Below are 24,878 nucleotides of genomic sequence, written 5' to 3'. Positions count from 1 at the left end.
CCGCAGAGAAAGCCTCACACGCGGTACGGGAGGGAAGGCAACAGCTGGACCGGACAAACTCCGCCGAATGGGGGAGATGCCCGGGGTGGCCCCGGCCGGACGCCAGCTCCGGACGGCGCCCGGCCGGGCCCGCCGCCGCCCGGCCGGGGCGTCCCGTCAGACGGGCGGCGGGCCGACGGCGGCGCGGCCGGGATGACGGCGGTCAGGCGAGACCGGCGTGCTCCAGGGCCTCGACGCCCGCCCGCAGCGCCACGAGCCGCTCCTCCAGCGTGAACCCGGCGGGCGAGAGCGTCAGCGTGGTGACCCCGGCCTCCGCGTACGCCCGCATCCCGTCCGCGATCCGCTCCACCGGCCCGAGCAGCGTGGTCGAGTCGATCAGTTCGTGCGGCACGGCCGCCGCCGCGCCCGCCTTGTCCCCGGCCAGGTACTTGTCCTGGATCTCGGCGGCCTCCTTCTCGTACCCCATCCGCCCGGCGAGCCGGTTGTAGAAGTTCTGCTTCCGGCTGCCCATCCCTCCCACGTACAGCGCGGTGTACGGGCGGAACGTGTCGGCCAGCGCGGTGACATCGGCGCCCACCGCCAGCGGCACGGTCGGACAGACGTCGAAGCCCTCCATGGTCTTCCCGGCCTTCGCGCGGCCCGCCCGCAGCGGGCTCAGGGCGGTCTCCTCCAGATGGGCGGCGGAGGGGAAGATCAGCAGGGCGCCGTCGGCGATCTCACCGGTCTGCTCCAGGTTCCTGGGGCCGATGGCCGCGATATAGAGCGGAATGTGCTCGCGCTGCGGGTGGACCGTGAGCTTGATCGGCTTGCCGGGGCCACCGGGCAGGGGCAGGGTCCAGTGCTCACCCTCGTGGGTCAGGCGCTCGCGCCGCATCGCCTTGCGGACGATGTCGACGTACTCCCTGGTACGCGAGAGGGGCTTGTCGAACGTCACGCCGTACCAGCCCTCGGAGACCTGGGGCCCGGAGACGCCGAGGCCGAGCCGGAACCGGCCGCCGGAGAGCGAGTCGAGGGTGGCCGCCGTCATGGCGGTCATCGCGGGCTGCCTGGCCGGGATCTGCATGATCGCCGAACCGACGTCGATCCGCTCGGTCTGGGCCGCGACCCAGGTCAGCACGGTCGGAGCGTCCGAACCATAGGCCTCGGCGGCCCAGCAGACGTCGTAGCCGAGCCGGTCGGCCTCCTTGGCGACGGCGAGATTGTCGCTGTCCATCCCCGCGCCCCAGTAGCCGAGGTTGATGCCGAGCCGCATGACCACTCCCCTTACTCATCAGTAACGTCGCTGTCGCCGGGGACTCTAGCGCGGTCGGCGGCGGAGCGGCAGGGGGTCCCGGCCGCCATCGGCCGTGCGCCGGTTGTCCACAGGTTCGCTCGCCCCACAGTCCCGGCCAGTAGTGTCAGCGCTCATGGAGCAGAGGTATCTCGGCCGCACCGGCCTGCGCGTGTCCCGGATCGGGCTCGGCACTCTCACCTGGGGCCGTGACACCGGCGAGCAGGACGCGGCGGACCAGCTCAAGACGTTCTGGGGGGAGGGCGGCACGCTGGTCGACACCGCCGATGTCTACGGCGGCGGTGAGGCCGAGTTCCTGCTCGGCCGTCTGGTCGAGCGGCTGGTGCCCCGCGGTGACCTGGTCATAGCGACCAAGGCGGGCAGCGTGCCGGACCCCGACCGCCGCTTCGACGGCTCTCGCGGGCACCTCCTCGCGGCCCTGGACGCCTCCCTCTCCCGGCTCGGCACGGACTATGTGGACCTCTGGCAGATCCACGCCTTCGACCCGGAGACCCCGCTGGAGGAGACACTCCAGGCGCTGGACCTGGCCGTCAGCAGCGGCCGCGCGCGGTACGCGGGCATCTCCAACTTCTGCGGCTGGCAACTCGCCAAGGCCGCCACCTGGCAGCTCGCGGCCCCCGGCCGTACCCGTCTGGCCAGCACACAGATGGAGTACTCCCTGCTGCAACGGGGCGTGGAGCGGGAGGTGCTGCCCGCCGCGCTCGACCTCGGAGTGGGCCTGCTGCCGTCGTCACCGCTCGGACGCGGGGTCCTCACCGGCAAGTACCGCCACGGGACTCCGGCGGACTCGCGGGGCGCCTCGGAACTGCTGGGGCCCTTTGTGGAGCCCTATCTCGACGAGACGGCCGACAGCATCGTGGACGCCGTGATGACGGCGGCCGACGGTCTGGCCTCGACCCCCCTCCATGTGGCGCTCGCCTGGGTCAGGGACCGCCCCGGAGTCGTCGCGCCGGTCGTCGGCGCCCGCACCGCCAAACAGCTGGCGGCGGCGCTGTCAGTGGAGGCACTTACGCTTCCTGACGAGATCCGCCGGGCGCTCGACGATGTGTCGGCCCCGGTGCACCGCTATCCCGACCAGGACTGGAGCACGTTGTGACCGCGCCTTCCGGGGCCCCCACCCCCGCGCCCGAGGACACCCCCGCCGGGGCGGAGCCCCCGCCGCCCGTGGCGGAAGGGCCCGAGAAGGACGCCATGGCCCTCGCGGACGCGGCGGACGGCGCGCCGTCGGCCGGACCGGACGCGGACTCTCCGCGGGAGACGGCCCCGGAAGAGGACTCCGGCGACGGTTCCGACGGACGGACGCCTCCCGGCACGCACTCCGGGGCGCACTCGGAAGCGGACTCCGGCTCAGGCTCTGCCTCCGCGACCGCGTCGAGGACCGAGTCCGCGACCGAAGCCCCGACCGCCACCAGGTCCGGGGCCGAACCCGAGACCACAGCCGAAGCCCACTCCGACACGGAGACGGGCGAAGGCACCGCCGCCTTGAGGCAGGACAGCGACCAGAACAGCGGCCAGGACGGTGTCCAAGCCGAGGGCCAGGAGCTGAGCGAGGCGCAGGCCGAGCTGGCCGCCCAGCGGGAGCTGAGGGAGCGGATCGAGCGACGGAAGGCGGCGAAGGAGGGGCCCCTCACCAGCGGGGGCAAGCTGAGCGGCAGCGCGGCCGACCTGCTGGCCGCGGTCCGGGCCGTGGAGAGCGGCGAGCGGTCCGGCGGGGCCTTCTTCCCGCCCGCGGCGCCGGCCGCCCCCGCTCCTTCGGCGCCGGCGCTGCCCAGGAGCAGCATCAGTGCCACACCCCCGGCCGCCGCCCCGGCCCCGGCGGCCCCTCCGCTGACGCCGCCCGCTCCGGCGGCCGTGAGCGTCTCCCCGGAGACCGCCGCCGCGGTGCGGCACGTTCTGAGCCGGGGCGGTGCCCCGGAGTCACTCGCGGCGGGGGTGGTCGAGACGCTCGGGGAGCGCGCGGTGGCGCTGCTCCAGGAGGACCCCTGGCAATTGCTGTCGGTGCCCGGGGTCCAGCCCGACCAGGCGGACGGCTTCGCCCGTGCCCTGCTCGGCGGCGACTGCGGACCCGGCGACGAGCGCCGTACGGCCGCGTTGGTCATCTGGCGGCTGGAGGCGGCGGCCCGGCAGGGCCACACGGCGCTGGACGCCACCGTCCTGCGTGCCGCGCTCGCCGAGCGCGCGGTACCCGACCCCGATGAGGCCCTGGGGCACGCGGTGGCCGAGGGCCTCGTCCTGCTCTTCGACGACGGCGCCGAGGGCGGCACCGAGGGCGGCGGTATGGAGGAAGGCCATCCGGAAGGGGACGGCCCGCAGGAGGGCGGCCCCGCCGCCGACGGACCGGCGGGTGCCCCGGACCGTCCGGTACTGCTGGGCCTCGACCGCTACGCGATGGCGGAGGAGAGTCTCGCCGACGGCCTCGCCCGGCTCGCCCGGAGCGGCCCCGACGCTCGCTGGGACCAGGCCGGTCCGGCCGATCTGGTCCGTGCGGTCGCCGCCGGGGCGCTGGTGGTCCACACCGGCGGCGAGGCGTCCCGCGCCGAGCCGCTGGCCCTGGCCGAGGCCGCCCGGGCGCTGGGGCTGCGGGCCACCGTGGCGACCTTGGGCGAAGGGGGACCCCGTCCGGCGGGCGCGGTCACCCTCGCGGGGCTGCTGGCGGGCGCCGAGGGCCCGGCGCGGGACGAGGAGGGCGCGCTGGCGCTCGATCTGCTGGTGGTTCTGGACGCGTCCCTGCTGGATGTGGAGAGCGCGGCGATGCTGGTGGAGTCGCTGCCGGACGGCGCGCGGCTGGTGCTCAGCGGCGATCCGCACGGTCTTGGCCCGGCGGGCGCGGGCCAGGTCCTCGCGGATCTGCTGGCGGCCAAGGTCTGCCCCCGGGTCGCCTCCCGGGTCCCGGACCCGGGCCCGATCGGCGAGCTGGTCTCCGGTATCGGCATCGGCGAGCTGAACGCGGTCGCGGCCCCCGCCAAGGAGGTCGTCATCGTGCCCGTACGGGAACCGGGGGAGGCGGTGCACCGGACGGTGCAGCTGGTCGCCGACTCGGTGCCGCGGGCGATCGGGGTGCCCGCCGACCAGACCCAGGTGATCACCGTGGGCCATGGCGGGGCGGCCGGGACCCGGGCGCTGAACGCGGCGCTGAAGCAGCGGCTCAACCCGGGCCCCGGCCGGTTCGGGGGGTTCGACCCGGGCGACCGGGTCGCCTACACCCCCGCTCCCGGCCGGACCCTGCCCTGCCGGGTGGTCTCGGCCGACGCCGACGGTCTGCTGCTCGACCGTGAGGGAGGGGGGCGGGTCACCGTGCCCCGGGAGAGGGTCGCGGCCACGCTCCGGCACGGCTGGGCGCTGACGGCGCACCAGGCGGCGGCGCTGCGCTGGCCCGCCGTCGTGGTGGTGCTGCCGGGGGACGCGGCACCCGGTCTGAGCCGCCCCTGGGTGTACACGGCGTTCAGCCGGGGGGTGCGGCATCTGTCCGTGGTCCACGGGGTGGAACAGGCCCTCCTGCACGCGGTGTCACAGCCCCCGGCCGCCCGCACCACCCGACTGCCCCGGTTGCTGACCCCTCCGGCCTGACTCGGTTCGGGGGCCGACAACCAGGGCGCCGCAGACGCTGAGGCTGGGGCTGGGCGGATCATGGCGACGACGGCCCGGCGAGGCCGGGGTGGGCCCGCGGTCACGGGGCCGACATGCCACAGGCCCCGTTCTCCCGGGGTGGGTCGGGAGGACGGGGCCTGGTCCGGCGGGCAGGCGAGGGTCAGCGCGGCCTGTCGTCGTCGAGATCGTCCAGGTCATCACCGAGGTCGTCCTCGTCGAAGACGGCGCTGACGTCGAAGCGGCAGACCACCCGCTGCGGGTCCACCTGCTCGAAGGGCGCGCTGAGCCATTCGCCGGGCTCGGGGAGATCGTCCGTGACCGAGACCCAGAGGGTGGAGTCGCCCTCCTCCAGCCCGAACTCCTTGTGCCGGGAGGCGATCTCGTCGGGTTCGAACTCCCCGAAGAGGACGCCGAGCGCGCTGTGGACGCCGGCCGCGGCGGACCGGCCCCGCTCGGGGCGCTCCTCATCGGGATCGGCGTCGGACACGCGCTGTGCCTGTGCGAGCAGCCGCTGGGGTTCGACCACCGCGTAGTCACGGCGGATCAGCACGCTGAGGGCGTTCGGCTCCTCGGGGCCCGCGTAGGGCGGGAGCGCGTCGTCGGCGCCAGGGATCTCGAAGGGGGTCACCTCGTCATAGCGGTCGTAGAGGCGTTCGTCGTACGCCTCGGCGGCCGCGGCCAGGGCGTTGAACGCGTCGTAGACGGCCGGGTCGTCCTCTCCCGTGCGGTTCTCGACCGCCGCGAGGTGACGGTCCAGTGCGGCTTTGACCGCCTCGGCGGCGGCACGTACCTCGGCAGCGGTGGGCTGCGCAGCATCAGACATAGTGCAGACGCTATCCGTAGCTGGTGGGTGCCCGCACAATAGATGCGATGCCGGAATACGAATTCGTCGACGTGTACGTGCCCCGCGGGGTCTCCCGCAAGGAGGCCACGCGCCTGCTGACCGACCATGCCGAGTACGGCCACTGGGAGTTGGACCGACTGACGCTGCACCGGGACGGCAGCCGCAGGGTGCGGCTGCGGCGGCGCATCATCCGCCAGTTGCGCGCCACATGGTGATCTCACAAGGAATGGGCCCCGCCGGAGCGGGGCCCATCTGTCGTACCGCCTCGTACCGCCGTACTCCGACACAGACGCCGACGCCACCGGCGGGGGCGTACGGTCGCGTACGGAACGCCTGAGCGCGCTCAGGCGGCCGAGCGGGAGCGACGGTAGAGGACGGCGCCCGCCAGGAGCATGCCCGCGCCCGCCGGGAGGACCAGTCCGAGTCCGTCCATGCCGGTGCTGGCCAGTTCGGCGGGCTGGTCGGCGGGGGCGGGTGCCGGGGCCGGGGGCTCCGCCACGGCGGCGGGGGGCCGCGGAGTGGGGACCCGCTTGTCCACCGGCGGCTGCGGCACGTTCTTGCCCGGCACATGCGGCGGGGGCGGCGCGGGCGTGTGCACGGTCGGGGGCACGCTCTCCCGGGCGCAGCCGTTGCCGAACGCCGGGTTGAGCAGCCCGACGACATCGGCGGAGTTGCCGCAGGCGTTGACCGGCACGTCGACCGGGGCCTGGACCTGGTTGCCCGAGCCGACGCCGGGCGAGTTCGCCGCGACTCCGCTGGCCTGGGCGCCGCCGCCGGTGACCGGCACGGCGGCCGGTGCCCCCGGGGAGCCCACGGGCCCGGAGTGGCCCGGGAGGGTACCGGCATGGGCGGCGCCTCCCGACTCGGTGACGCATCTGTTGCCGAATGTGGGGTTGAGCAGCCCGGCCGCGTTCACGGAGTTGCCGCACGCGTTCACCGGAACGCTCACCGGCACCTGGACCGAGTTCCCCGACAGCACACCCGGGGAGTGCGAGGCACCCCCGTGCGCCCCGGCGTCCGCCTGGGCGTAGGTGCCGCCCAGGGCGATGGCGCCGCCCGCCGCCGCCATGGTGATCAAGCCCTTGCGTGTGACCTGTCGCATAGGTCGCTTCCCTGCCTTCTTCCGGATCACCGGAATACCTCCGGGCGCTGCGCCCGGGTGCGGAAATGCCGGGCGGCCCCGAAGCGCGCATGACACGCTCCGGGACCGCCCCGTTGGTTCAGACAGCCGGCCCGACGGGCCGTGATCACAGCATCAAGAGCTGACGCAGGTGTTTCCGAAGGCGGGGTTCAGGATCCCGACGACATCGATCGTGTTGCCGCACAGGTTCACCGGCACATTGACGGGCACCTGGATGACATTTCCGGAGACGACGCCCGGAGAGCCCACGGCCGCACCGTGGGCGCCCGCGTCGGCCATGGCAACGCCGGCACCGGCGAGCATCAGACCGCCCGCGGCAGCCGCGGCGGCGGCGACCTTCTTGATCATTGTTCCTCCTCGTAGGCAATGCGGTCCCAGCCGCGGACCGCACCACCTGTAACGAGGAGGGGGAAAAGGGGGAACGTCTCTGTAGTTCCTTTCACCCGTTTCAGTCAAGGGCGTACATAGTGACGATTATTGGAGTTTCCGCCCACCCGGGTACGTCCGGGACGGGTGGGCGGAGATCCGTCAGCAGGCGTCGATAAAGCGGTCGAGCACCCGGACGCCGAACTTCAGCCCGTCCACCGGGACCCGCTCGTCCACGCCGTGGAACATTCCCGCGAAGTCCAGCTCCGGCGGCAGCTTCAGCGGCGCGAAGCCGAAGCAGCGGATCCCGAGGTCGTCGAAGGACTTGGCGTCGGTGCCGCCGGAGAGCATGTACGGGACGGCACGGGCGATCGGGTCCTCGGCCCGCAGCGCGCCCTGGATGGCGTCCACCAGATCCCCGTCGAAGCTGGTCTCCAGCGCCTTGTCCCCGTGCACGTCCTCGCGCCGGACCCGGGGGCCGAGCAGCCGGTCGAGGTCGGCGAGGAACTCCTCCTCGTACCCGGGCAGGAAGCGTCCGTCGACATGGGCGGTGGCCTGGCCGGGGATGACGTTCACCTTGTACCCCGCGCCGAGCATGGTGGGTGCGGCGGAGTTGCGCAGGGTCGCGCCGATCATCTTGGCGATACCGCCCAGCTTGGCCAGGGTGGCGTCCATGTCCTCGGGGTCGAGCGGGGTGCCGAGGGCGTCCGACAGCTCGTCCAGGAACGACCGCACGGTCTTGGTCATCCGCACCGGCCAGGTGTGCCGCCCCAGCCGCCCGACGGCCTCGCACAGCTCGGTGATGGCGTTGTCGTCGTTGGTCATGGAGCCGTGGCCCGCGGTGCCGTCCACGGTCAGGCGCATCCAGTGCATGCCCTTCTGGGCGGTCTCGACCAGATAGAGCCGCAGCTGCTCGTTGACCGTGAAGGAGAAGCCGCCGACCTCGCCGATGGCCTCGGTGACACCCTCGAACAGATCAGGGTGCTTGTCGACCAGGTACCGTGCGCCGTAGGTGCCGCCCGCCTCCTCGTCGGCGAGGAAGGCCAGCACGATGTCGCGCGGTGGCTTGCGACCGCTGCGCAGCCGGTCCCGGACGACGGCGAGCGTCATGGCGTCCATGTCCTTCATGTCGACGGCGCCCCGCCCCCAGACACAGCCGTCGGCGATCTCCCCGGAGAAGGGGTCGTGCGTCCAGTCCGCGGCGTTCGCGGGGACGACATCGGTGTGTCCGTGGATCAGCAGCGCGGGGCGCGAGGGGTCCTCCCCCTCGATCCGGGCCACCGTGGAGGCCCGCCCCGGGTGCGACTCGAAGATCTTCGGCTCCAGTCCGACCTCGGCGAGCTTCTCGGCCACGTACTCGGCGGCCGCGCGCTCGCCGGGCCCCGAGTGGTCGCCGTAGTTGCTCGTATCGATCCGGATCAGCTCGCGGCAGAGGTCGACGACCTCGTCCTCGCCGGAGACGGCAGCGGCCGTGTGCGACTCGCTCACGCTGATTCCTCCCACATCGCTGCTGGTGGTGGCTTGTCCATTCCATGCATCCACCCGCCATCCTCCCCCGCGCACACCCCTCACCCCAAGGGCGGCGCCGATCCGGCCACACCGCCGTCACCAGCGCGGGGGCCGGGGAGGGGGTGTGATCGGGGCCCGCGAATGTTTGCTATGGTTTTCCACGTCGCAAGGGAACACCCCGGAGCGACAGACACCTGGTCCGGGTGGCGGAATGGCAGACGCGCTAGCTTGAGGTGCTAGTGCCCTTTATCGGGCGTGGGGGTTCAAGTCCCCCCTCGGACACCAGCAGAGACCCCACTTCACGTGGGGTTTTTCTGTTTCTCCGGCTGTGGCGTGACCAACCACGTGACCAACAGCCGAGCGAATCTCCTGGTCAGACCAGGGATGACAGGCCGATACGGGCAGCACTGGAAGCGGCCGGCTTCTTCGCCCCTTCGGCGCGACGCCTGCCGTAGCGCGCCATGGTGTAGCCCGGCGAGTGGTGCCGGGCGTTGGCCGAGACCTCTACCGGGTTCTCGTGGTTGTCGAGATCGTTCGTGATCTTCGATGCCCGCCCGCGTCTCACGTCCGGGTGTCCAGCGAATGAATAGCGGTCCCTGCTCACACCGCACTGTCGAGTACCACTGCTACATCAGGCACGTGCGCGTACCCGGAGAGTCGGGCCAGTAGGCCCCGTCCACGAGAGGGTGATGGCGGGCGCGCAGGTCCCGCATCGCCCGCCCGATGCGATCCAGTCTGTAGACGACATCGTCGACAAGGCGTGGCCCGTGAACCCGGGCCAACGCGTCCTGAAGACGGCACGGGACCCGGCGGCACTCGGAGTCGCAGAGATCCTCCGCGACCGGACCCGCGCGTTCGGACGGGCCGGCCGAGGAGCCGCGCCGACCATCGCCGACCTGTGCGGACACTGCGCCCACGAGAAGTGCGCCATCGGCCTGACCGACGACGCCTAGCCCCCGCGTCCTGGGGCGGTTTCTCACCATCGGCAACGTGCGAAAACGCCGCTCGCCGACATCTCGACCGTGCACGGGGAGGGCGCAGTCGTGCACGCCCCGCAGTTCCTCCCGATGTGCGGACCGTGCCAGCCCTGCGTTCCCTCGGTCGGGCACTGCGACCCGAGGGAGGCTTACGCGGGAGCCGAGGCCGCTACGATCGGCGCACCCGCTTGACCCTCCGAGAACCCTGGGGTGCGCAGATGGACGATCACGGAGACGACTTCGGCAGGTGGGGAACGGAAGCCTCCCCCGAGGCCGTCCAGCGGAGCGACGAGGAGTGGGCGGTCGTCGCCGGGTACATCCGGCACGCCGCGAACAAGGTCGGTCCCACGCTTCCGCTGTGTCTCCCGGGGGAGCCGCGGGAGTGCGGGCGCACCGCGCAACAGCATGTGCTCGCGTGGTCGGCCCACCTCAAAGCCGTGGCCCATCACCTGATCGAGCAGTCCGCCCCCAGCGAGGCACGCGCCGCTCACGTGGCCGGGCCGCTGTACCAGCGCCGACTGGCCGAGCTGCGCTCCCTGAACGCGCCCCAGCACGTCTAGCGAGAACCACGACGCCCCGTCCGCGCGCTGCCCCGTGGCCGTTCGGGCGGGGCGCCTGGCTCAACAGACCGGAACGATCCCTGCCCATCCGAGGCAGGGCCCGATCGACGGATGGCGGCTGCCTGGTCACGTTGCATGACCAACAGAGGCCCGGAACCACTGGAAACAGCGGGAAGGACAGAGAGAAGCGCCAGCCGGAATCCGGCTTACCAGAGGACGTTTCCCCCGTTCAGAGCTTTAGGGGCTGATGCCCGAGAGGAGAGTTCAAGTCCCCCTCGGACACCAGCAGGAACTCCAGTTCACCTGGGGTCCTCCTGTTCCCCGACCTTCAGCGTGACCAACGGCCCAGCAACCCCCAAGCCAGACCAGGGATGACATGCCACTCGGCGTGGACGGTGACCCGTCCAGACAGCACCAGAACAACTACTGCTCCGCCCCTGGTGTTCGTGCCTCCGCTTGAGGATGTCCATCATGGGTTGATCCAACGCTGATCAGCGCATGGGCGCGCCACCCATGGCATCCTCGCCCCAGCGAAAGAAGGTTTGTTGCGTGGCCGAACCTGGCTGCGCCGGACGTCGGCTGCGGTCTCCTCTATGGTCCGCAGCGGCGCGTCCCAGCAGCGGCTGATGGGCCAAGGCCACAGTCACAGGAATCCCGCCCGAGCCCAGAACGACAGGTTCTCAGGGCAGATAATTCCCTACGACTGGACTTTCGGTACACCGCCCCTTCGGCCGATTGAGAAGGCGATTCGGTACACGTCAGGCAGGTCGATCCGACCGTCCTTGCGGCGACGCATCACACCGAGGGCGACCAGCTCGTCGATCAGGCGCAGGTGGTCATCCGGGTACCGCGGCCCTGTGCGGACTTCCGTCCCAGTCCCGCCCGTATTGGTGCGGGCGGCCTCCTTCCGCAGGGTTGATGTCAGGTTCGACTTCTGCCAGAGGTCCAGCACAAGCCCTTGGTCGATCGGCACCTGCTGACCCGCCAGCGGTTCGATCGCCGTGCGTACCCATGGCATGTCCTCGCGGATTTCATTGACGCGAGTCTGCGAGGCCGATTGGACTCCCTTTCGAATTCCCTCGTGGTAGATGGCATACGGATGACTCGCATACTTCCCCCGCGTCTCGTCCACGGCCATACTCAGCGCGTTGAGAAAGCTGCGGGGACTCACCTGCTCGACGCCGTCCATGAGGTGGTTGGGCAGCCACGTGTACGTAATGCCCTTCCTGTAGTTGGCCCCCATGTACGGGCCGGCCAGATCGCTGAAGACCGATGCCTGGAGTTGTTCGTCACCGAGCAAGGTGGAGGGGGGCAGATGGCGTCCGGCATGCTCAGTCCAATTTCCCGTCCAGGAGCGGAACCTCGTGGACTCGGCGCTGTCGTGGTTGCCAAGATAGTGGAAGAACAGGCCGTACAGATTGGTGGTTGTCCACTGAAGGCTGGCGGCGTTCGACGTAAGTTTTGACGCATCGGGGAAGTGGAGTAGCGCCCCGTCGAACATGTCGGGCCGGATGAAGATCTTGCACCGGATGTTCTTGGTGCTCAGCCGCATCTCCAGAGCCAGTTGGAGGATGCCTGCGACAAGCCGGTCTGCCTGGACCCGGTCTTGGTGGAGATGCTCCAGTGCATCGAAGAGGACCATATGCGTGAGCTTGTCTGCCTGCGCTTGCTTGTCGGCTCGGGCGACGGTCCGATCCCGTGCCCCCGGATGAGCCTGTACCCAGGCGATGCGATTCTTCCACTCCATGTCCCCTTGGAGTTCCGGCTGCCCAAGTGCCACGAGGAGCACGGCATTCCACAGGTCATAGGCACGTACGCCGCCGCCCACCAGGCTTGCAAGCTCGCCGGCTCCCGGGTACAGATCGGGATTCAGCATCGCACCGTAGCCGGGTGAGACCCTCAGATCGCGGAGCCGCTCAATGCGATACTCCTCCGAGGCAATGCCACGGAGCTGAGCGTCGAGCAGGGAACGACACCAGAAGGTCTTTCCTACGCCGCGCCCCCCCCGAACCACGGTGGTGTCGACGTGAAGCGCGAGGCGATGCGAGTCGGGAGTGAAGAGGTTGAACAGCGTCGGCTCGACCGTGTCTGCGTCCTGCGCAGGAGGCAGCGCGGAGACCAGCAGGTTCCGGTACTCCTCAGTTTCGAGCGGGGCGGTCATCGCGGTCCTTCGATCATCAGTTTGGTGGTCGTCTCCAGGAAGGAATCGTACGCGGCGCGAACGAAGGCACGGTTTTCCCAGTTCGGAGTGGAGACAGCGTCGAGGCCGACGAGTTCAATGGCGAACAAAATTGGAATGGGCGAGTGCGGTGCTGAATCGTCCTCCGGGCTGGGGTTGAAACCCGTATCTCCATCAACAAGATCGTCATAGAGAATGGAGAAGCATTCCCAGGCGTGGTCCCGGAACGCCTCCAGATAGGCAGGACGATCAGCGTCCGGGACCATTGAGGCAACCATCCGAAGCTTTTCCCGGATTTCCGGCGCCTGGCCCGAGGAAAGCCAAGCTCTGAAGAGATCTCCGTAACCCGCCCAGGTTTGACCGTTGTCACTCCCGAAGAGTAGGGCGAGGTCACATATGCGTGAGATCGCGACGGCGGCGATGTCGTGGATGCCCGCCCGGCTGTCGAGGAGAACGACGTCGGGGCGGCGGCTCTCCCTGGCGACTGCGTCCTCGCAGGCGTGGACCGCCGCCTCCAGCCGGTCCGCGAAACTGCCCTGACCGTGTCCAGGCACATCGGCGTAAACACGGTTGAGCTTGTCGATGTAGGCATAACTTGTGCCGGGCGCACCTCGGCCTCGGGCAGGAGCTACCCAAAGCTCACCATTGTTCTGGAACTGGAAATGTGTGGCTTGGGTGACGAGGTCGAGGCCTTCCTCGTTACCCAGCGCCGATTCCACGAGCTGGTCGATGATCCCGTACTGGGGCAGCTGCCCCTCGGCGACGAGTAACGGGCCCGCGCCGGGAGACTCCAGGTCGAGGTCGACGACGAGAACGCAGTTGCCCTGCCCGGCGAGGTGCTTGGCCAGCATAAATGTTGCGGTTGAGCGGCCTACGCCACCTTTGAAGCCATAGAGCGCCGTGCGCGCGGTGCGCACTCCCCCAGACTCTGCGCGCGGGGTGCTTACCCGGGCCCAGTCCCCACCGACGACGGTATTGTCGAGCCAGCGGATACTGCCCTGGCCCGGTTCGGCAACGTAACCGAGTTCGGTGGCCGCCCGAGGGGACGCGAAGTATGCGTCCGGCTGGAACAGGCCGGAGGCGAGGAGTAGCGGCCGGTCCGCTGCGTACCTACCGAGGGTGCTGGTGAGCCGCTCACGCCATGCTTCGGTCTTGGCCGTGTCAACTCTGCCAGGCCGGTCGTCCAAGAGCAGGGAGAGCCGACCGAAGATGTCTCGTACGACCAGCACGTCAACGCCGGATGCCGCCGTGTCGAAAGCGACGTCCAGCGCGAGTGGGCGCGCCTCGTCGAAGCGGACCGGATCGAGCGGGAGGGTCACGTGAGTACTCCGTCTATGAGCGCCTGTTCGTGCAGGCCCAGAATTTGTTCGGATGCCACACGTCGGGCTCGCACGTCGGCCTCGATGACGGAGGATCCGTCACTGTAGCGATCATGCACACTCCATGTGGCAAACGGCGCTGACGCGGCCAGAATTGCGGCAAGGGCGCCTCCGGTGCGGCCGCGGAGCAGCAGGGTCGCGTCGGATATGACATCTCCTGCGTCGGACCACGCTTCCGGAAGGTGCTCGATGTACCTCTGCTTGCCACTCTGCCGTGGAATGTACGGCTTCTTCGTCGGCTGACCTCCTGGCTTGACGGGGGCCACCGATACCTGGGTGTACCTCAGCATAAGGCTCTTTAAGGCACACTCCACAGCGAAGCCGAAATGGTGGTCAGCGTTGGGCAGTCGACCGTCGTCGTGCAGGTAGATCGCGTCGCTGTGGTGGCGCAGCGCGGCGCCCGCGAAATGATCTTCTTTCGAAGTCTGAGACACGGTCTGAATCTTAGGGCGCCGCCCTCCTCAGGGGCGCCCTGTCCGACACTGGTCGTTCCGTCGCCCAATTTGTAGCGAATGGCTCGCGATCCGCACGTCACTGGCTTGCGTCGGCGCCCAAGCTTCCGCAATGAAGCGGGCGCCTGGTGCCGGTCAAACGACGCATGGGCTGTGACACCTACGCAGAGGACGCGCGTGGTCGTTCTGTACCGCGTAGAGGGCTGCCCCGACAGTAACGGAGGAGCGGTTTGCCGGTCGGGCTATTCGACCGGGGGGCCTCTCTGGTGCCCATATGGGGGTTCAAGTCCTCCCCTCGGACACCAGCATGAACCCCACTTGATCTGGGGTTTTTTGCGTTACTGGGGGATGTCGCCGACCGTGCCGCCGATGCGCGGGGACCGGGCCGAGCGCCTACAGTCGCGTCGGTGAGACGCAGACGCACAGCACCGCCCTCCCCTCTCCCCCAGCGGGACGGGATCGATCCCGTACGGCTCCGGCTGCCCGAGGACCCCGAAGGGGTCTGGGGGACGGTGGCGGAGTATCTGCGGGAGCGGTACGGGCCGGAGCGGGCGGAGGCTCTGGTGCGGGAGCGGCGGATTGTTTCCGTGGAGGGGCCGCTCGGGCCGGACGAGCCGTACACGGCGGGGCGGTACCTCTGGTTCCACCGGGAGTTCCCACCGGAGGAGCGGGTGCCGTTCGACCTGGGGGTGGTGTACCGGGACGAGCGGGTGCTGGTCGTGGACAAGCCGCACTTCCTGGCGACCACGCCACGGGGTTCGCACATCACCGAGACCGCGCTGGCGCGGGTGCGGCGGGATCTGGGGCTGCCGGAGGCGCAGCCCGCGCACCGGCTGGACCGGCTGACGGCGGGGCTGGTGCTGTTCGTGCTCAGGGCCGGGGACCGGGGGGCGTACCAGACGCTCTTCCGGGACCGGCTGGTGCGCAAGGAGTACGAGGCGGTGGCTCCGTACGACCCGGGGGTCGGACTGCCGCGCACCGTGCGCAACCGGATCGTGAAGGAGCGGGGGGTGCTCGCGGCGCGCGAGGTGCCCGGGGAGGCCAACAGCGAGAGCCGGATCGAGCTGCTGGAGCACCGGGGCGGGCTGGGGCGCTACCGGCTGCTGCCCGCGACCGGGCGGACCCATCAGCTGCGGGTCCATATGAACGGGCTGGGGCTGCCGCTCCTGGACGACCCGCTGTATCCGGTCGTGCGGGAGCGGCGGCCCCAGGGGGACGACTACGCCAGGCCGCTCCAGCTGCTGGCCTCGGTGCTGGAGTTCACCGACCCGCTCACGGGCGAGCCGCGCCGCTTCGCGAGCGGACTGCGGCTGGCCCGGTGGCCGGGTCGGCCGTAGGCGTGTGCCCCTCGGCCGCGCCGGGGCGTCGGCTCAGTGGCCGCGCGCGATCCACGCGTCGAGGTGGGGCGCCTCCTCGCCGATGGTGGTGGGGTCGCCGTGGCCGGTGCGGACGACGGTCTCGGCCGGCAGGGTGAGCACCTTGTCCCGGAGCGAGCCGATGATCGTCGGGAAGTCGGAGAAGGACCGTCCGGTGGCACCGGGCCCGCCCTGGAAGAGGGTGTCGCCGCTGAAGAGGGTGGAGAGCCCGGCCGCGTACAGACAGACGGCGCCCGGGGCGTGGCCCGGGGTGTGCAGCACGGTCAGGGAGACCCCGCCGACGGTGAGGACCTGACCGTCGGCGAGTTCCCCGTCGGGGGCGCGGTCGGGATGGGTCCGCCGCCACAGGGGCAGATCGTCGGGGTGCAGCAGGATCGGGGCGCCGGTCGCGGCGGCGAGAGCGGGGGCGGCGTCGATGTGGTCGTCGTGCGCGTGGGTGCAGACGATGGCGCGCAGCGTCCGTCCGCCCAGGGCCCGCTCGATGGCGGCGGCGTCGTGGGCGGCGTCGATGACGATCGCCTCCGAGTCGTCACCCACGATCCACACGTTGTTGTCGACGTCCCAGGTGCCGCCGTCGAGGGAGAAGGTGCCGGAGGTGACCAGCCGGTCGATACGGGCGGCCATCAGAGGACCACCACCGAGCGCAGCACGTCGCCCTCGTGCATCCGGGCGAACGCGTGCTCCACATCGTCCAGGCCGATGGTCTCGGTGACGAACGCGCCGAGGTCGATCCGGCCCTGCTGGTGGAGGTCGATGAGCATCGGGAAGTCCCGGGAGGGCAGACAGTCGCCGTACCAGGAGGACTTCAGGGCGCCGCCGCGGCCGAAGACGTCGAGGAGGGGCAGTTCGAGCTTCATCTCGGGGGTGGGGACGCCGACGAGGACGACGGTGCCCGCCAGGTCGCGGGCGTAGAAGGCCTGCTCGTACGTCTCGGGGCGGCCGACCGCCTCGATGACGACGTCGGCACCGAAACCGCCGGTCAGCTCGCGGACGGCGGTGACGGGGTCGGTGGAGCGGGAGTTGACGGTGTGGGTGGCGCCCATGGAGCGGGCGGTCTCCAGCTTGCGGTCGTCGATGTCGACGGCGATGATCCGGGCCGCGCCCGCCAGCCGGGAGCCGACGATCGCGGCGTCGCCGACCCCGCCGCAGCCGATGACGGCGACGGTGTCGCCCCGGCCGACCTCACCGGTGTTGATGGCCGCGCCGATGCCCGCCATGACGCCGCAGCCGAGGAGTCCGGCGATGGCGGGGGAGACGGCGGGGTCGACCTTGGTGCACTGGCCCGCGGCGACGAGGGTCTTCTCGGCGAAGGCGCCGATACCGAGGGCCGGGGAGAGCTCGGTCCCGTCGGTCAGGGTCATCCGCTGGCGGGCGTTGTGGGTGTCGAAGCAGTACCAGGGGCGGCCCCGCAGACAGGCGCGACAGCGTCCGCAGACGGCGCGCCAGTTGAGGACGACGAAGTCACCGGGCGCCACCTCGGTCACGTCCGGGCCGACGGACTCGACGATTCCGGCCGCCTCGTGACCGAGGAGGAAGGGGAAGTCATCGTTGATCCCGCCCTGCTTGTAGTGCAGATCGGTATGGCAGACACCGCACGCCTGCACCTTCACCACGGCCTCGCCGGGGCCGGGGTCGGGGATGACGATCGTCTCCACGCGCACCGGTTCGTTCTTCCCGGGCGCGATCACACCGCGCACCTGCTGCGACATCGAGCACCTGACCTTTCTCAGCTATGGACTGACGACCACTATGCCCGTCGCGACAGGACGGCGGTGTGGCCGAGATGCACGTTACACATGGGTGCTCAGCCATGACTTTTCGGCCAGAGTGAGCGGAACGGGAAACTCCGTCAGAGCGGGACAAGTTATCCCCTGTGCATGCGTTCGACGCACGAAAGCACGGGGGAACGGTATGACCGAGACGACGGAAGCGACGACCACGACGGACGAGACACAAGCGACGGGGACGCACGAGCGCGCCGGGGCGGCGGGGGCACCCACGGCGAACGAGGTGAACGGGGCGAGCGGGTCCGGCCGGCCGGACCCGGCCGTGGACCGGGCCGGACCGGGGGCCGTGACGGCGGCCGACGCCCTCGGGGAGCGGGCGGGGGCGCGGGAGCTGACGCCCTTCGTGGATCCACTGACCGTGCCGCCCGTGCTGCGGCCCGGCACGGACCCCGGCCGGGAGACCGAGATCGCGCTGCGCCCCGCCTGGGTGCGGATGCACTCCCAGCTCCCGCCCACCCTGATGTGGGGGTACGAGGGGATGGTGCCCGGCCCGACCGTGGAGGTGCGGCGCGGCCAGCGGATCAAGATCGCCTGGACCAACCGCATCCCCCCGGGCAGCCCCTACCCGGTGACCGCCGTGGAGGTGGGACCGCCGGTCGCCGGGCAGCCGCTGCCGCACAACCGGCCGGGGCGCGAGGGGGTCAAGGCCAGCGCGGACGTGGCCGCGCTCCCGGGCTGGTCGGTCACCCATCTCCATGGCGCGCAGACCGGCGGGGGCAACGACGGCTGGGCGGACAACGCGGTGGGCTCCGGGGACGCCCAGCTGTCCGAGTACCCCAATGACCACCAGGCGGTGCAGTGGTGGTACCACGACCACGCCATGAACATCACCCGGTGGAACGTCTTCGCGGGCCTGGTCGGCACCTATCTCGTCCGTGACGACGAGGAGGACGCGCTGGGGCTGCCCTCGGGGCACCGGGAGATCCCCCTGGTCCTCGCCGACCGCAATATCGACACCGACGAGGACGGCCGGCTCAACGGCAGACTGCTGCACAAGACCACGCTGCTGCTTCCCAGCCACCCCGAGACGGGCCGGGCGGTGACGCTGCCCTTCGTTGGCCCGTACTCGACGGTGAACGGCACGATCTGGCCCCATCTGCGCACCGAGGCCGCCTGGTACCGCTTCCGCCTGGTGAACGCCTCCAACGCCCGGATCTACCAGCTGGTCCTGGTCGACGAGGAGAACCGGCCGGTCCCGGGTGTGGTGCACCAGATAGGCAGCGACGGCGGGCTGCTGCCACGCCCGGTGCCGGTGGACTTCACCGGGGGCGCGCCCCTGGTGGCCGCGCCCGCCGAGCGCTTCGACCTGCTGATCGACTTCCGGGGACTGGCCGGACGGAAGCTGCGGCTGGTCAACAAGGGGCGCAACCAGCCGCCCGGGGTGCCCGACCTCACGGACAGCGTCCCGTATCCGCAGATCATGGAGTTCCGGGTGCGGGAGGGCGGGCGGCCGGACGACTTCGTCCTGCCGCAGGTGCTCTCGGGCTCCTTCCGCCGCTATGAGCACGGCGCGGTCCACCACGGCCACCGGCTGATCGTGCTCACCCCGCCCGCCACCGTGGGGGCGGGCGGCCACCCCCAGATCTGGGAGATGAGGGAGGTACGGGAGCAGGATGTGACGCTGCCCAGCGACGGGGTGATCCAGGTCCAGGGATCGGATGGACGGCTGCGCACCTACCGCCGTATCTCCCGGACCTTCAACGACACCCTGGGGTTCACCATCGCCGAGGGCGCCCATGAGCAGTGGTCGTTCCTCAATCTGGGGGCGCCGGTCCATCCCATGCATATCCATCTGGCGGACTTCCAGGTGATGGCCCGGGAGGCGTTCACGGTCTCCGGCTTCGATCCCGCGCTCGGGGGGACCCGGACCCCGGTGACCTTCGACGCGGGCCGACCGATCCCGGTCCCGGCCAACGAGCGCGGCTGGAAGGACGTGTTCCGGGTCACGGCGGCGGAGATGGTCACGGTCATGGGCCACTTCGACGGCGCCTATGGCCGCTTTATGTACCACTGCCATCTGCTGGAGCACGAGGACATGGGGATGATGCGGCCCTTTGTCGTCCTGCCCCCGGAGGTGCTGCCCTTCGACCACGGCGGGCATGACGGGGGCCATGGGGGTGGTGGGCTGAGTGGACGGGCCGGATCCGACTGAACGAGGCGAGGCGGGGCGGGCTGGGCCGGACCGGGCCCGTTCCGGCACGGGCCGTGGTCCCGGTCGGGCCGGTCACTGCGGCCGGGACGGTGGCTCCGGTCGAGGCCGGGGAGCGGCGGGGGACCCGGCCCGGGGGCCCGCACCACCACAGCCTCCCCGGGTTCCAGGGACGGTGTCGCTGTCCCTGGGACCCGGGGCGGGGAACTGACGGTGGTCTTGGAGCGCTCGCCCCCGGTTCGGGCCGGTGACGGCGATCTCGGCCGGGTGCGGGGGCGAGGGGGCTCGGGACGGGCGACGGGAGCGCCGCCGGGCGGCCGCTGAGCCGCGCGGGCCGCTACCGCCCCTCGCGCTCCGCCGCGATGGCGTTCACCCGGTTACGGACCAGGAACCAGCCGCCGACCAGCGCCGCCGCGATCAGCGGGAGGAACATCACGGTGGTGCGGCCGATGCCACCGCCCCACCACATCAGGACGATCACACTGGCCAGGAAGACCAGGGTGACGATCTGGGTGTAGGGCGCCCAGGGGAGCTGATAGGAGGGGCGGCTGAGCAGCCCGGCCTGGGAGCGCCGCCAGAAGAGCAGGGAGCAGATCATGATCATGCCCCAGGTACCGAGGATGCCGATCGAGGCGAGGTTGAGCACGATCTCGAAGGCCTGGCCGGGCATCACATAGTTCAGGCCGACGCCCGCGACACCGAAGGCGGCGGTGAGCAGCACACCGCCGTAGGGCACCTGCCCCTTGTTCATCCGGGCGGTGAAGCGGGGGGCGGAACCCGCGACCGCCATCGAGCGCAGGATGCGGGCGGTGGAGTAGAGGCCGGCGTTGAGGCTGGAGAGCGCGGCGGTGAGGACCACCAGGTTCATCACACCTCCGGCGGCCGGGATACCGATCTTGTCCATGACCGTGACGAAGGGGCTCTCGTCGGCGGAGTAGGCGGTGTAGGGCAGCAGCAGCGCCAGCAGCACGACCGAGCCGACGTAGAAGAGGCCCACCCGCCACATGATCGAGTTGATCGCCCGGGGCATGACCTTCTCGGGGTTCCTGGTCTCGCCCGCCGCGACACCGCACAGTTCCACGGAGGCGTAGGCGAAGACGACACCCTGGATCACCAGCAGCATCGGCAGCGCGCCCATCGGGAAGATGCCGTCGTTCTCGGAGATGGTGCCGAAGCCCGGGGTGTGACCGCCGATGTCCTGCTGGGTGACCAGCAGGAAGATGCCGATGAGCATAAAGCCGACCAGGGCCACGACCTTGATGATCGCGAACCAGAACTCCATCTCACCGAAGTACTTCACCGAGATGAGGTTGGCCGTCAGCACCACGGCCAGGGCGATCAGGGCGAGAATCCACTGGGGGATATCGCTGAAGAGCGACCAGAAGTGGGCGTAGGTCGCGGCGGCCGTGATGTCGGCCACGGTGGTGGTGGACCAGTTCAGGAAGTAGAGCCACCCCGCCGTGTAGGCGCCCTTCTCGCCCATGAACTCACGGGCGTAGGAGACGAAGGCGCCCGAGGAGGGGCGGTAGAGGACCAGCTCACCGAGGGCCCGCACGACGAAGAAGGCGAAGACACCACAGACGGCGTAGGCGATGGCGAGCGAGGGGCCCGCCCCGGCGAGCCGTCCACCCGCACCGAGGAAGAGACCGGTACCGATCGCGCCGCCGATGGCGATCATGTTGATGTGCCGGGACTTGAGGTCCTTGCTGTAGCCGGCGTCGCCCGCGTCCACATGGGGAGTACCCGCGCTGGAGGGTCCGGCGCCGCGCACATCGGGCGCGGTGGTGCGGTCAGTCATAGGGGAGGGTTCGCCTTCATATGGGGGGCATGGGGGAAATGTGAGCTACGTCATTGTCAGCCCTGGGATTGTGACAGTGGTCCACGTCACTTCGGTATAGATCTGAGGTGCTTCTGAGGTTGCGCGCTAGTAAACCAAGGCCGAAGTAAACCATGACGAGCTGGATACGACCCGATCGGTCAGGGTTTGAGCGGCGGCCCGCGAGGGCGCGGGACGGCCACACCTCACCGGGGCACGGCGGCCGGCATCGCGCCCCCGGCTTCGGCCCCCGGGGCCATACAGCCGCCCGGCTCACCGGGGCGCGGCAGGGCCGCTTCGGGGCACCGTCCGGGAGACACCGGAGCCACGGCCCGGCGCGGCTCCGCCGAGGGCATCAGCCGCTACGGACGCGTCGGGAAGCCCGGAACGGCCGTACCGGAGCGGCCATGGAGCCCGCGGACACGGCCGTCACGCCAGGGACAGCGCGCGCCTGGGCGCGCCAAGACCGCCGCAACGGCCGGCCGGAGCGAGGAAGGGCCCGGCGGCCGGGGGCGATACGGGTCGTCAGCGCGGCCGTTCCGGCGCCAGGACGTCCAGCTCGGCCAGGGCGCCGACGGCGATCTCCCGGGTGATCGCCTCCGCGCGGGCGGCGTCCCCCTCCCGTACCGCCTCGGCGACCTGGACATGGAGGGTGACGGCGGCCGGGTCCGGGTCCTCGAACATGACCTGGTGGTGGGTGCGGCCGGTCAGGATGGCGGCGACCACGTCCCCGAGGCGGGCGAACATCTCATTGCCCGAGGCGGTGAGCACCACCCGGTGGAAGGCGATGTCATGGCGGAGGTACTCCTCCAGCCGCTGCCCGCGCGAGGTGGCGACCATGCCGAGGGCGCACGCGGTGAGTTCGGCGCACTGCTCGGCGGTGGCGTTGCGGGCGGCGAGGCCCGCCGCGACCGGCTCGATCGCGGAGCGGAGCACGGTCAGCGAGCGGAGCTGCCGGGGGCGGTCGGCCCCGGCCAGCCGCCAGCGGATGACGCGCGGGTCGTAGACGTTCCACTCCTCGATGGGCCGGACGGTCACCCCGACCCGCCGCCGCGACTCCACCAGGCGCATGGACTCCAGTACCCGGATGACCTCGCGGATGACCGTGCGGGAGACGTCGAAGCGCTGGGCGAGCTCATCGGTCCGCAGCACACTGCCCGGCGGGCACTCCCCCGCCGTGATGGAGAGGCCGAGGGTGTCGAGTACATGTGTGTGGAGGCCCTGAGGAGGGAGGTCCTGGGAGGGGAGTTCCTGGCCCGCTGCGGTCATGGATCAAGCCTAGTGGGCGAGGTTGAGACACAAAAAGTATGACGTTTATGTCTCAAGCTCTTGAATAAGTCATACCTAATAGGTTTCAGTAGCGCGACGGACCGATGCCGACACCGTGGTCGGCACCGGTGTGACCGAGACAGCGAGGCATGGCATGAGCACCCCCCACGTCGTTGTGGTGATGGGCGTCGCAGGGACCGGCAAGACCACGATCGGCCCCCTGCTCGCCGAGGCCCTGGGCGTTCCCTACGCCGAAGGCGATGACTTCCACCCTCCGGCGAACATCGCGAAGATGTCGGCCGGCACCCCCCTCGACGACGCGGACCGCTGGCCCTGGCTCGACGCGATCGGGCAGTGGGCCCAGGGCCGCGCCGGGCTCGGCGGAGTCGTCTCCTCCTCCGCGCTCAAGCGGGTCTACCGGGACCGGCTGCGCGCCGCGGCCCCGGACGCCGTCCTCTTCCTCCACCTCAGCGGCGACCGTGAGCTGATCGAGCGGCGGATGTCCGAGCGCCGGGGCCACTTCATGCCCACCGCGCTGCTGGACTCGCAGTTCGCCACCCTCCAGCAGCTCCAGGAGGACGAGCCGGGCGTCGCCGTCGATGTCTCCGGCACCCCCGAGGAGATCACCGCACGGGCCGTCGCCGCACTGCGCGGCCTCGGCCGGTGACCTCCCGCCGCCGCTGAACCCCCTGAACCAACCTGTACCTCCCGTACATCCACACCCAAGGAACCACCGTGACCAGTCTCAGTGTCGAGACGCTGGCAGCGGGCGCCGCGGAGCCGATCACCTCGGCGGGCAACGCCCAGCTCGGCATCGCCGTCCTCGCGGGCATAGCCGTCATCGTCCTGCTCATCACCAAGTTCAAGCTCCACGCGTTCCTGGCGCTGACCATCGGGTCGCTGGCGCTCGGCGCGTTCGCCGGGGCCCCGCTCGGCGAGGCCATCACGTCCTTCTCCAAGGGGCTCGGCTCCACGGTCGCCGGTGTGGGTGTGCTGATCGCGCTCGGCGCGATCCTCGGCAAGCTGCTCGCCGACTCCGGCGGCGGTGACCAGATCGTCGACACGATCCTGGCCAAGGCCAACGGCCGGACCATGCCGTGGGCGATGGTGCTGATCGCCTCCGTGATCGGTCTGCCGCTCTTCTTCGAGGTCGGCATCGTGCTGCTGATCCCGGTGGTGCTGATGGTCGCCAAGCGCGGCAACTACTCGCTGATGCGGATCGGTATCCCGGCGCTCGCCGGTCTGTCGGTGATGCACGGTCTGGTGCCCCCGCACCCCGGCCCGCTGGTCGCGATCGACGCGCTGGACGCCAACCTCGGCATCACCCTCGGCCTCGGTGTGCTGGTCTCCATCCCCACCGTGATCATCGCCGGTCCCGTCTTCGCCAAGTACGCGGCGCGCTGGGTGGACATCCCGGCCCCGGAGAAGATGATCCCGACGCGTCCGTCGGAGGAGCTGGAGCGCCGCCCCGGCTTCGGCGCCACCGTCTTCACCGTGATGCTGCCGGTCGTGCTGATGCTCACCAACGCGCTGGTCGAGATCATCGTCGACGACCCGGAGAACCCGGTCCAGAAGGTCACCGACATCATCGGCTCCCCGATGATCGCGCTGCTCGCGGCGGTGCTGGTGGGTCTGTTCACCCTGGGCCGCGCGGCCGGGTTCACCAAGGACCGCATCTCCTCCACCGTCGAGAAGTCGCTGGCCCCCATCGCCGGTGTGCTGATGATCGTCGGCGCGGGCGGCGGCTTCAAGCAGACGCTGATCGACGTCGGCGTGGGCGAGATGATCCTGGACTTCTCCAAGGACTGGTCCATCCCGACCCTGCTGCTCGCCTGGCTGATCGCGGTCGCGATCCGGCTGGCGACGGGTTCCGCGACGGTCGCGACGATCTCCGCCGCCGGACTGGTCGCACCGCTGGCGGCCGGGATGTCGACCACGGAGTCGGCGCTGCTGGTCCTGGCGATCGGTGCCGGATCGCTCTTCTTCAGCCATGTCAATGACGCCGGTTTCTGGCTGGTGAAGGAGTACTTCGGGATGACCGTCGGCCAGACGATCAAGACCTGGTCGGTGATGGAGACGATCATCTCGGTCGTCGGCATCGTCTTCATCCTGCTGCTGTCGCTGGTGCTGTAGCCGCGCTGACGCCGGAGCCGCCGTGACCACCACGGCGGTACGGAACGAATACGGATACGGAG

General features: G+C 70.5%; 22 protein-coding genes and 1 tRNA gene. 10 read left to right on the top strand and 13 right to left on the bottom strand.

Going from position 1 to position 24,878, the window contains the following annotated elements; all coding sequences use genetic code 11:
- Window positions 1-202 precede the first annotated feature (202 nt).
- Complete coding sequence (locus ACFVIM_RS12505) at window positions 203-1,252, bottom strand: LLM class F420-dependent oxidoreductase (RefSeq protein ID WP_384300664.1); 1,050 nt, start codon at window positions 1,250-1,252, stop codon at window positions 203-205.
- 154 nt (window positions 1,253-1,406) lie between these two features.
- Between ACFVIM_RS12505 and ACFVIM_RS12500 the strand changes: the two genes are divergently transcribed.
- Together ACFVIM_RS12500 and ACFVIM_RS12495 are read left to right on the top strand one after the other, a co-directional pair.
- Entirely contained in the window at window positions 1,407-2,387 is a 981-nt protein-coding gene (locus tag ACFVIM_RS12500) for an aldo/keto reductase (RefSeq protein ID WP_384300663.1), read from the top strand.
- Between the two features lie 95 nt (window positions 2,388-2,482).
- Window positions 2,483-4,858 (top strand): helix-hairpin-helix domain-containing protein, encoded by a 2,376-nt coding sequence (locus ACFVIM_RS12495; protein ID WP_384300671.1) that lies wholly within the window; start codon window positions 2,483-2,485, stop codon window positions 4,856-4,858.
- A gap of 181 nt (window positions 4,859-5,039) precedes the next feature.
- On the opposite strand, the gene ACFVIM_RS12490 is transcribed toward ACFVIM_RS12495, so the two are convergent.
- The gene (locus tag ACFVIM_RS12490) at window positions 5,040-5,702 is read right to left on the bottom strand and encodes a hypothetical protein (RefSeq protein ID WP_384300662.1); all 663 of its coding nucleotides are present in this window, start codon (window positions 5,700-5,702) and stop codon (window positions 5,040-5,042) included.
- 47 nt (window positions 5,703-5,749) lie between these two features.
- Here ACFVIM_RS12490 and ACFVIM_RS12485 point away from each other — a divergent pair, with 47 nt between their 5' ends.
- A complete protein-coding gene (locus ACFVIM_RS12485; RefSeq protein ID WP_006350169.1) occupies window positions 5,750-5,938 on the top strand; it encodes a DUF5703 family protein in 189 nt (62 codons plus the stop codon).
- 128 nt (window positions 5,939-6,066) lie between these two features.
- Here ACFVIM_RS12485 and ACFVIM_RS12480 read toward each other — a convergent pair whose 3' ends face one another.
- From ACFVIM_RS12480 to ACFVIM_RS12470, 3 genes are all read right to left on the bottom strand, one after another.
- Window positions 6,067-6,825 (bottom strand): chaplin, encoded by a 759-nt coding sequence (locus ACFVIM_RS12480; protein WP_384300661.1) that lies wholly within the window; start codon window positions 6,823-6,825, stop codon window positions 6,067-6,069.
- A gap of 153 nt (window positions 6,826-6,978) precedes the next feature.
- Entirely contained in the window at window positions 6,979-7,212 is a 234-nt protein-coding gene (locus ACFVIM_RS12475) for a chaplin (protein ID WP_384300660.1), read from the bottom strand.
- 180 nt (window positions 7,213-7,392) lie between these two features.
- Window positions 7,393-8,718, bottom strand: coding sequence for a M20/M25/M40 family metallo-hydrolase (locus ACFVIM_RS12470; protein WP_384300659.1), 1,326 nt, complete (start codon window positions 8,716-8,718; stop codon window positions 7,393-7,395).
- A gap of 218 nt (window positions 8,719-8,936) precedes the next feature.
- Between ACFVIM_RS12470 and ACFVIM_RS12465 the strand changes: the two genes are divergently transcribed.
- A tRNA-Leu gene (locus ACFVIM_RS12465) sits at window positions 8,937-9,024 on the top strand.
- 88 nt (window positions 9,025-9,112) lie between these two features.
- Here the strand turns inward: ACFVIM_RS12465 and ACFVIM_RS12460 are convergent.
- A complete protein-coding gene (locus ACFVIM_RS12460; protein ID WP_384300658.1) occupies window positions 9,113-9,343 on the bottom strand; it encodes a hypothetical protein in 231 nt (76 codons plus the stop codon).
- Between the two features lie 163 nt (window positions 9,344-9,506).
- Here ACFVIM_RS12460 and ACFVIM_RS12455 point away from each other — a divergent pair, with 163 nt between their 5' ends.
- Both ACFVIM_RS12455 and ACFVIM_RS12450 read left to right on the top strand, forming a co-directional pair.
- Window positions 9,507-9,692 (top strand): hypothetical protein, encoded by a 186-nt coding sequence (locus ACFVIM_RS12455; protein WP_384300657.1) that lies wholly within the window; start codon window positions 9,507-9,509, stop codon window positions 9,690-9,692.
- A gap of 242 nt (window positions 9,693-9,934) precedes the next feature.
- A complete protein-coding gene (locus ACFVIM_RS12450; protein ID WP_384300656.1) occupies window positions 9,935-10,276 on the top strand; it encodes a hypothetical protein in 342 nt (113 codons plus the stop codon).
- A 697-nt stretch (window positions 10,277-10,973) separates the two neighbouring features.
- Here ACFVIM_RS12450 and ACFVIM_RS12445 read toward each other — a convergent pair.
- From ACFVIM_RS12445 to ACFVIM_RS12435, 3 genes are read right to left on the bottom strand one after another with little or no spacing between them, the layout of a single operon-like run.
- On the bottom strand, window positions 10,974-12,437 hold the full coding sequence (locus tag ACFVIM_RS12445) for a hypothetical protein (RefSeq protein WP_384300655.1): 1,464 nt from the start codon (window positions 12,435-12,437) through the stop codon (window positions 10,974-10,976).
- A complete protein-coding gene (locus ACFVIM_RS12440) occupies window positions 12,434-13,774 on the bottom strand; it encodes a KGGVGR-motif variant AAA ATPase (protein WP_384300654.1) in 1,341 nt (446 codons plus the stop codon). The genes ACFVIM_RS12445 and ACFVIM_RS12440 overlap by 4 nt, the downstream gene beginning before the upstream one ends.
- Window positions 13,771-14,268, bottom strand: coding sequence for a hypothetical protein (locus ACFVIM_RS12435; RefSeq protein ID WP_384300653.1), 498 nt, complete (start codon window positions 14,266-14,268; stop codon window positions 13,771-13,773). The genes ACFVIM_RS12440 and ACFVIM_RS12435 overlap by 4 nt, the downstream gene beginning before the upstream one ends.
- 425 nt (window positions 14,269-14,693) lie before the next feature.
- On the opposite strand from ACFVIM_RS12435, the gene ACFVIM_RS12430 reads away from it, so the two are divergent.
- Window positions 14,694-15,623 carry a pseudouridine synthase gene (locus ACFVIM_RS12430; protein ID WP_384300652.1) on the top strand — a complete coding sequence of 310 codons (930 nt, stop codon included), beginning with the start codon at window positions 14,694-14,696 and terminating at the stop codon, window positions 15,621-15,623.
- Window positions 15,624-15,656: 33 nt separating this feature from the next.
- Here ACFVIM_RS12430 and ACFVIM_RS12425 read toward each other — a convergent pair whose 3' ends face one another.
- Both ACFVIM_RS12425 and ACFVIM_RS12420 read right to left on the bottom strand, forming a co-directional pair.
- On the bottom strand, window positions 15,657-16,286 hold the full coding sequence (locus tag ACFVIM_RS12425) for an MBL fold metallo-hydrolase (protein ID WP_384300651.1): 630 nt from the start codon (window positions 16,284-16,286) through the stop codon (window positions 15,657-15,659).
- Window positions 16,286-17,371, bottom strand: a complete 1,086-nt coding sequence (locus tag ACFVIM_RS12420) for an S-(hydroxymethyl)mycothiol dehydrogenase (RefSeq protein ID WP_384300650.1) — start codon at window positions 17,369-17,371, stop codon at window positions 16,286-16,288. Before ACFVIM_RS12420 ends, ACFVIM_RS12425 begins: the two co-directional genes overlap by 1 nt.
- Window positions 17,372-17,573: 202 nt before the next feature.
- Here ACFVIM_RS12420 and phsA point away from each other — a divergent pair, with 202 nt between their 5' ends.
- The gene (phsA, locus tag ACFVIM_RS12415; protein WP_384300649.1) at window positions 17,574-19,601 is read left to right on the top strand and encodes an O-aminophenol oxidase PhsA; all 2,028 of its coding nucleotides are present in this window, start codon (window positions 17,574-17,576) and stop codon (window positions 19,599-19,601) included.
- 334 nt (window positions 19,602-19,935) lie between these two features.
- Here the strand turns inward: phsA and ACFVIM_RS12410 are convergent, their stop codons facing one another.
- Complete coding sequence (locus ACFVIM_RS12410) at window positions 19,936-21,396, bottom strand: amino acid permease (protein WP_384300648.1); 1,461 nt, start codon at window positions 21,394-21,396, stop codon at window positions 19,936-19,938.
- A gap of 543 nt (window positions 21,397-21,939) precedes the next feature.
- Window positions 21,940-22,683 carry a FadR/GntR family transcriptional regulator gene (locus ACFVIM_RS12405; protein WP_384300647.1) on the bottom strand — a complete coding sequence of 248 codons (744 nt, stop codon included), beginning with the start codon at window positions 22,681-22,683 and terminating at the stop codon, window positions 21,940-21,942.
- 154 nt (window positions 22,684-22,837) lie between these two features.
- Here ACFVIM_RS12405 and ACFVIM_RS12400 point away from each other — a divergent pair, with 154 nt between their 5' ends.
- Both ACFVIM_RS12400 and ACFVIM_RS12395 read left to right on the top strand, forming a co-directional pair.
- Window positions 22,838-23,350, top strand: coding sequence for a gluconokinase (locus tag ACFVIM_RS12400; protein ID WP_384300646.1), 513 nt, complete (start codon window positions 22,838-22,840; stop codon window positions 23,348-23,350).
- Between the two features lie 68 nt (window positions 23,351-23,418).
- Window positions 23,419-24,816 (top strand): gluconate:H+ symporter, encoded by a 1,398-nt coding sequence (locus tag ACFVIM_RS12395; protein WP_384300645.1) that lies wholly within the window; start codon window positions 23,419-23,421, stop codon window positions 24,814-24,816.
- Window positions 24,817-24,878 lie beyond the last annotated feature (62 nt).

The sequence above is a fragment of the Streptomyces sp. NPDC057638 genome (assembly GCF_042800315.1).
In the GTDB taxonomy this organism is placed as follows: Bacteria; Actinomycetota; Actinomycetes; order Streptomycetales; family Streptomycetaceae; genus Streptomyces.
The sequence above is the reverse complement of the archived record's forward strand: the minus strand, read 5'-3'. Positions and strand labels throughout refer to the sequence as shown.

Bases quoted from the DNA above. Each gene is read 5' to 3' on its own strand.
- ACFVIM_RS12505 (WP_384300664.1), bottom strand. From the start codon at position 1,252: ATGCGGCTCGGCATCAACCTCGGCTACTGGGGCGCGGGGATGGACAGC.
- ACFVIM_RS12500 (WP_384300663.1), top strand. From the start codon at position 1,407: ATGGAGCAGAGGTATCTCGGCCGCACCGGCCTGCGCGTGTCCCGGATC.
- ACFVIM_RS12495 (WP_384300671.1), top strand. From the start codon at position 2,483: ATGGCCCTCGCGGACGCGGCGGACGGCGCGCCGTCGGCCGGACCGGAC.
- ACFVIM_RS12490 (WP_384300662.1), bottom strand. From the start codon at position 5,702: ATGTCTGATGCTGCGCAGCCCACCGCTGCCGAGGTACGTGCCGCCGCC.
- ACFVIM_RS12485 (WP_006350169.1), top strand. From the start codon at position 5,750: ATGCCGGAATACGAATTCGTCGACGTGTACGTGCCCCGCGGGGTCTCC.
- ACFVIM_RS12480 (WP_384300661.1), bottom strand. From the start codon at position 6,825: ATGCGACAGGTCACACGCAAGGGCTTGATCACCATGGCGGCGGCGGGC.
- ACFVIM_RS12475 (WP_384300660.1), bottom strand. From the start codon at position 7,212: ATGATCAAGAAGGTCGCCGCCGCCGCGGCTGCCGCGGGCGGTCTGATG.
- ACFVIM_RS12450 (WP_384300656.1), top strand. From the start codon at position 9,935: ATGGACGATCACGGAGACGACTTCGGCAGGTGGGGAACGGAAGCCTCC.
- ACFVIM_RS12445 (WP_384300655.1), bottom strand. From the start codon at position 12,437: ATGACCGCCCCGCTCGAAACTGAGGAGTACCGGAACCTGCTGGTCTCC.
- ACFVIM_RS12425 (WP_384300651.1), bottom strand. From the start codon at position 16,286: ATGGCCGCCCGTATCGACCGGCTGGTCACCTCCGGCACCTTCTCCCTC.
- ACFVIM_RS12420 (WP_384300650.1), bottom strand. From the start codon at position 17,371: ATGTCGCAGCAGGTGCGCGGTGTGATCGCGCCCGGGAAGAACGAACCG.
- phsA (WP_384300649.1), top strand. From the start codon at position 17,574: ATGACCGAGACGACGGAAGCGACGACCACGACGGACGAGACACAAGCG.
- ACFVIM_RS12410 (WP_384300648.1), bottom strand. From the start codon at position 21,396: ATGACTGACCGCACCACCGCGCCCGATGTGCGCGGCGCCGGACCCTCC.
- ACFVIM_RS12405 (WP_384300647.1), bottom strand. From the start codon at position 22,683: ATGACCGCAGCGGGCCAGGAACTCCCCTCCCAGGACCTCCCTCCTCAG.
- ACFVIM_RS12400 (WP_384300646.1), top strand. From the start codon at position 22,838: ATGAGCACCCCCCACGTCGTTGTGGTGATGGGCGTCGCAGGGACCGGC.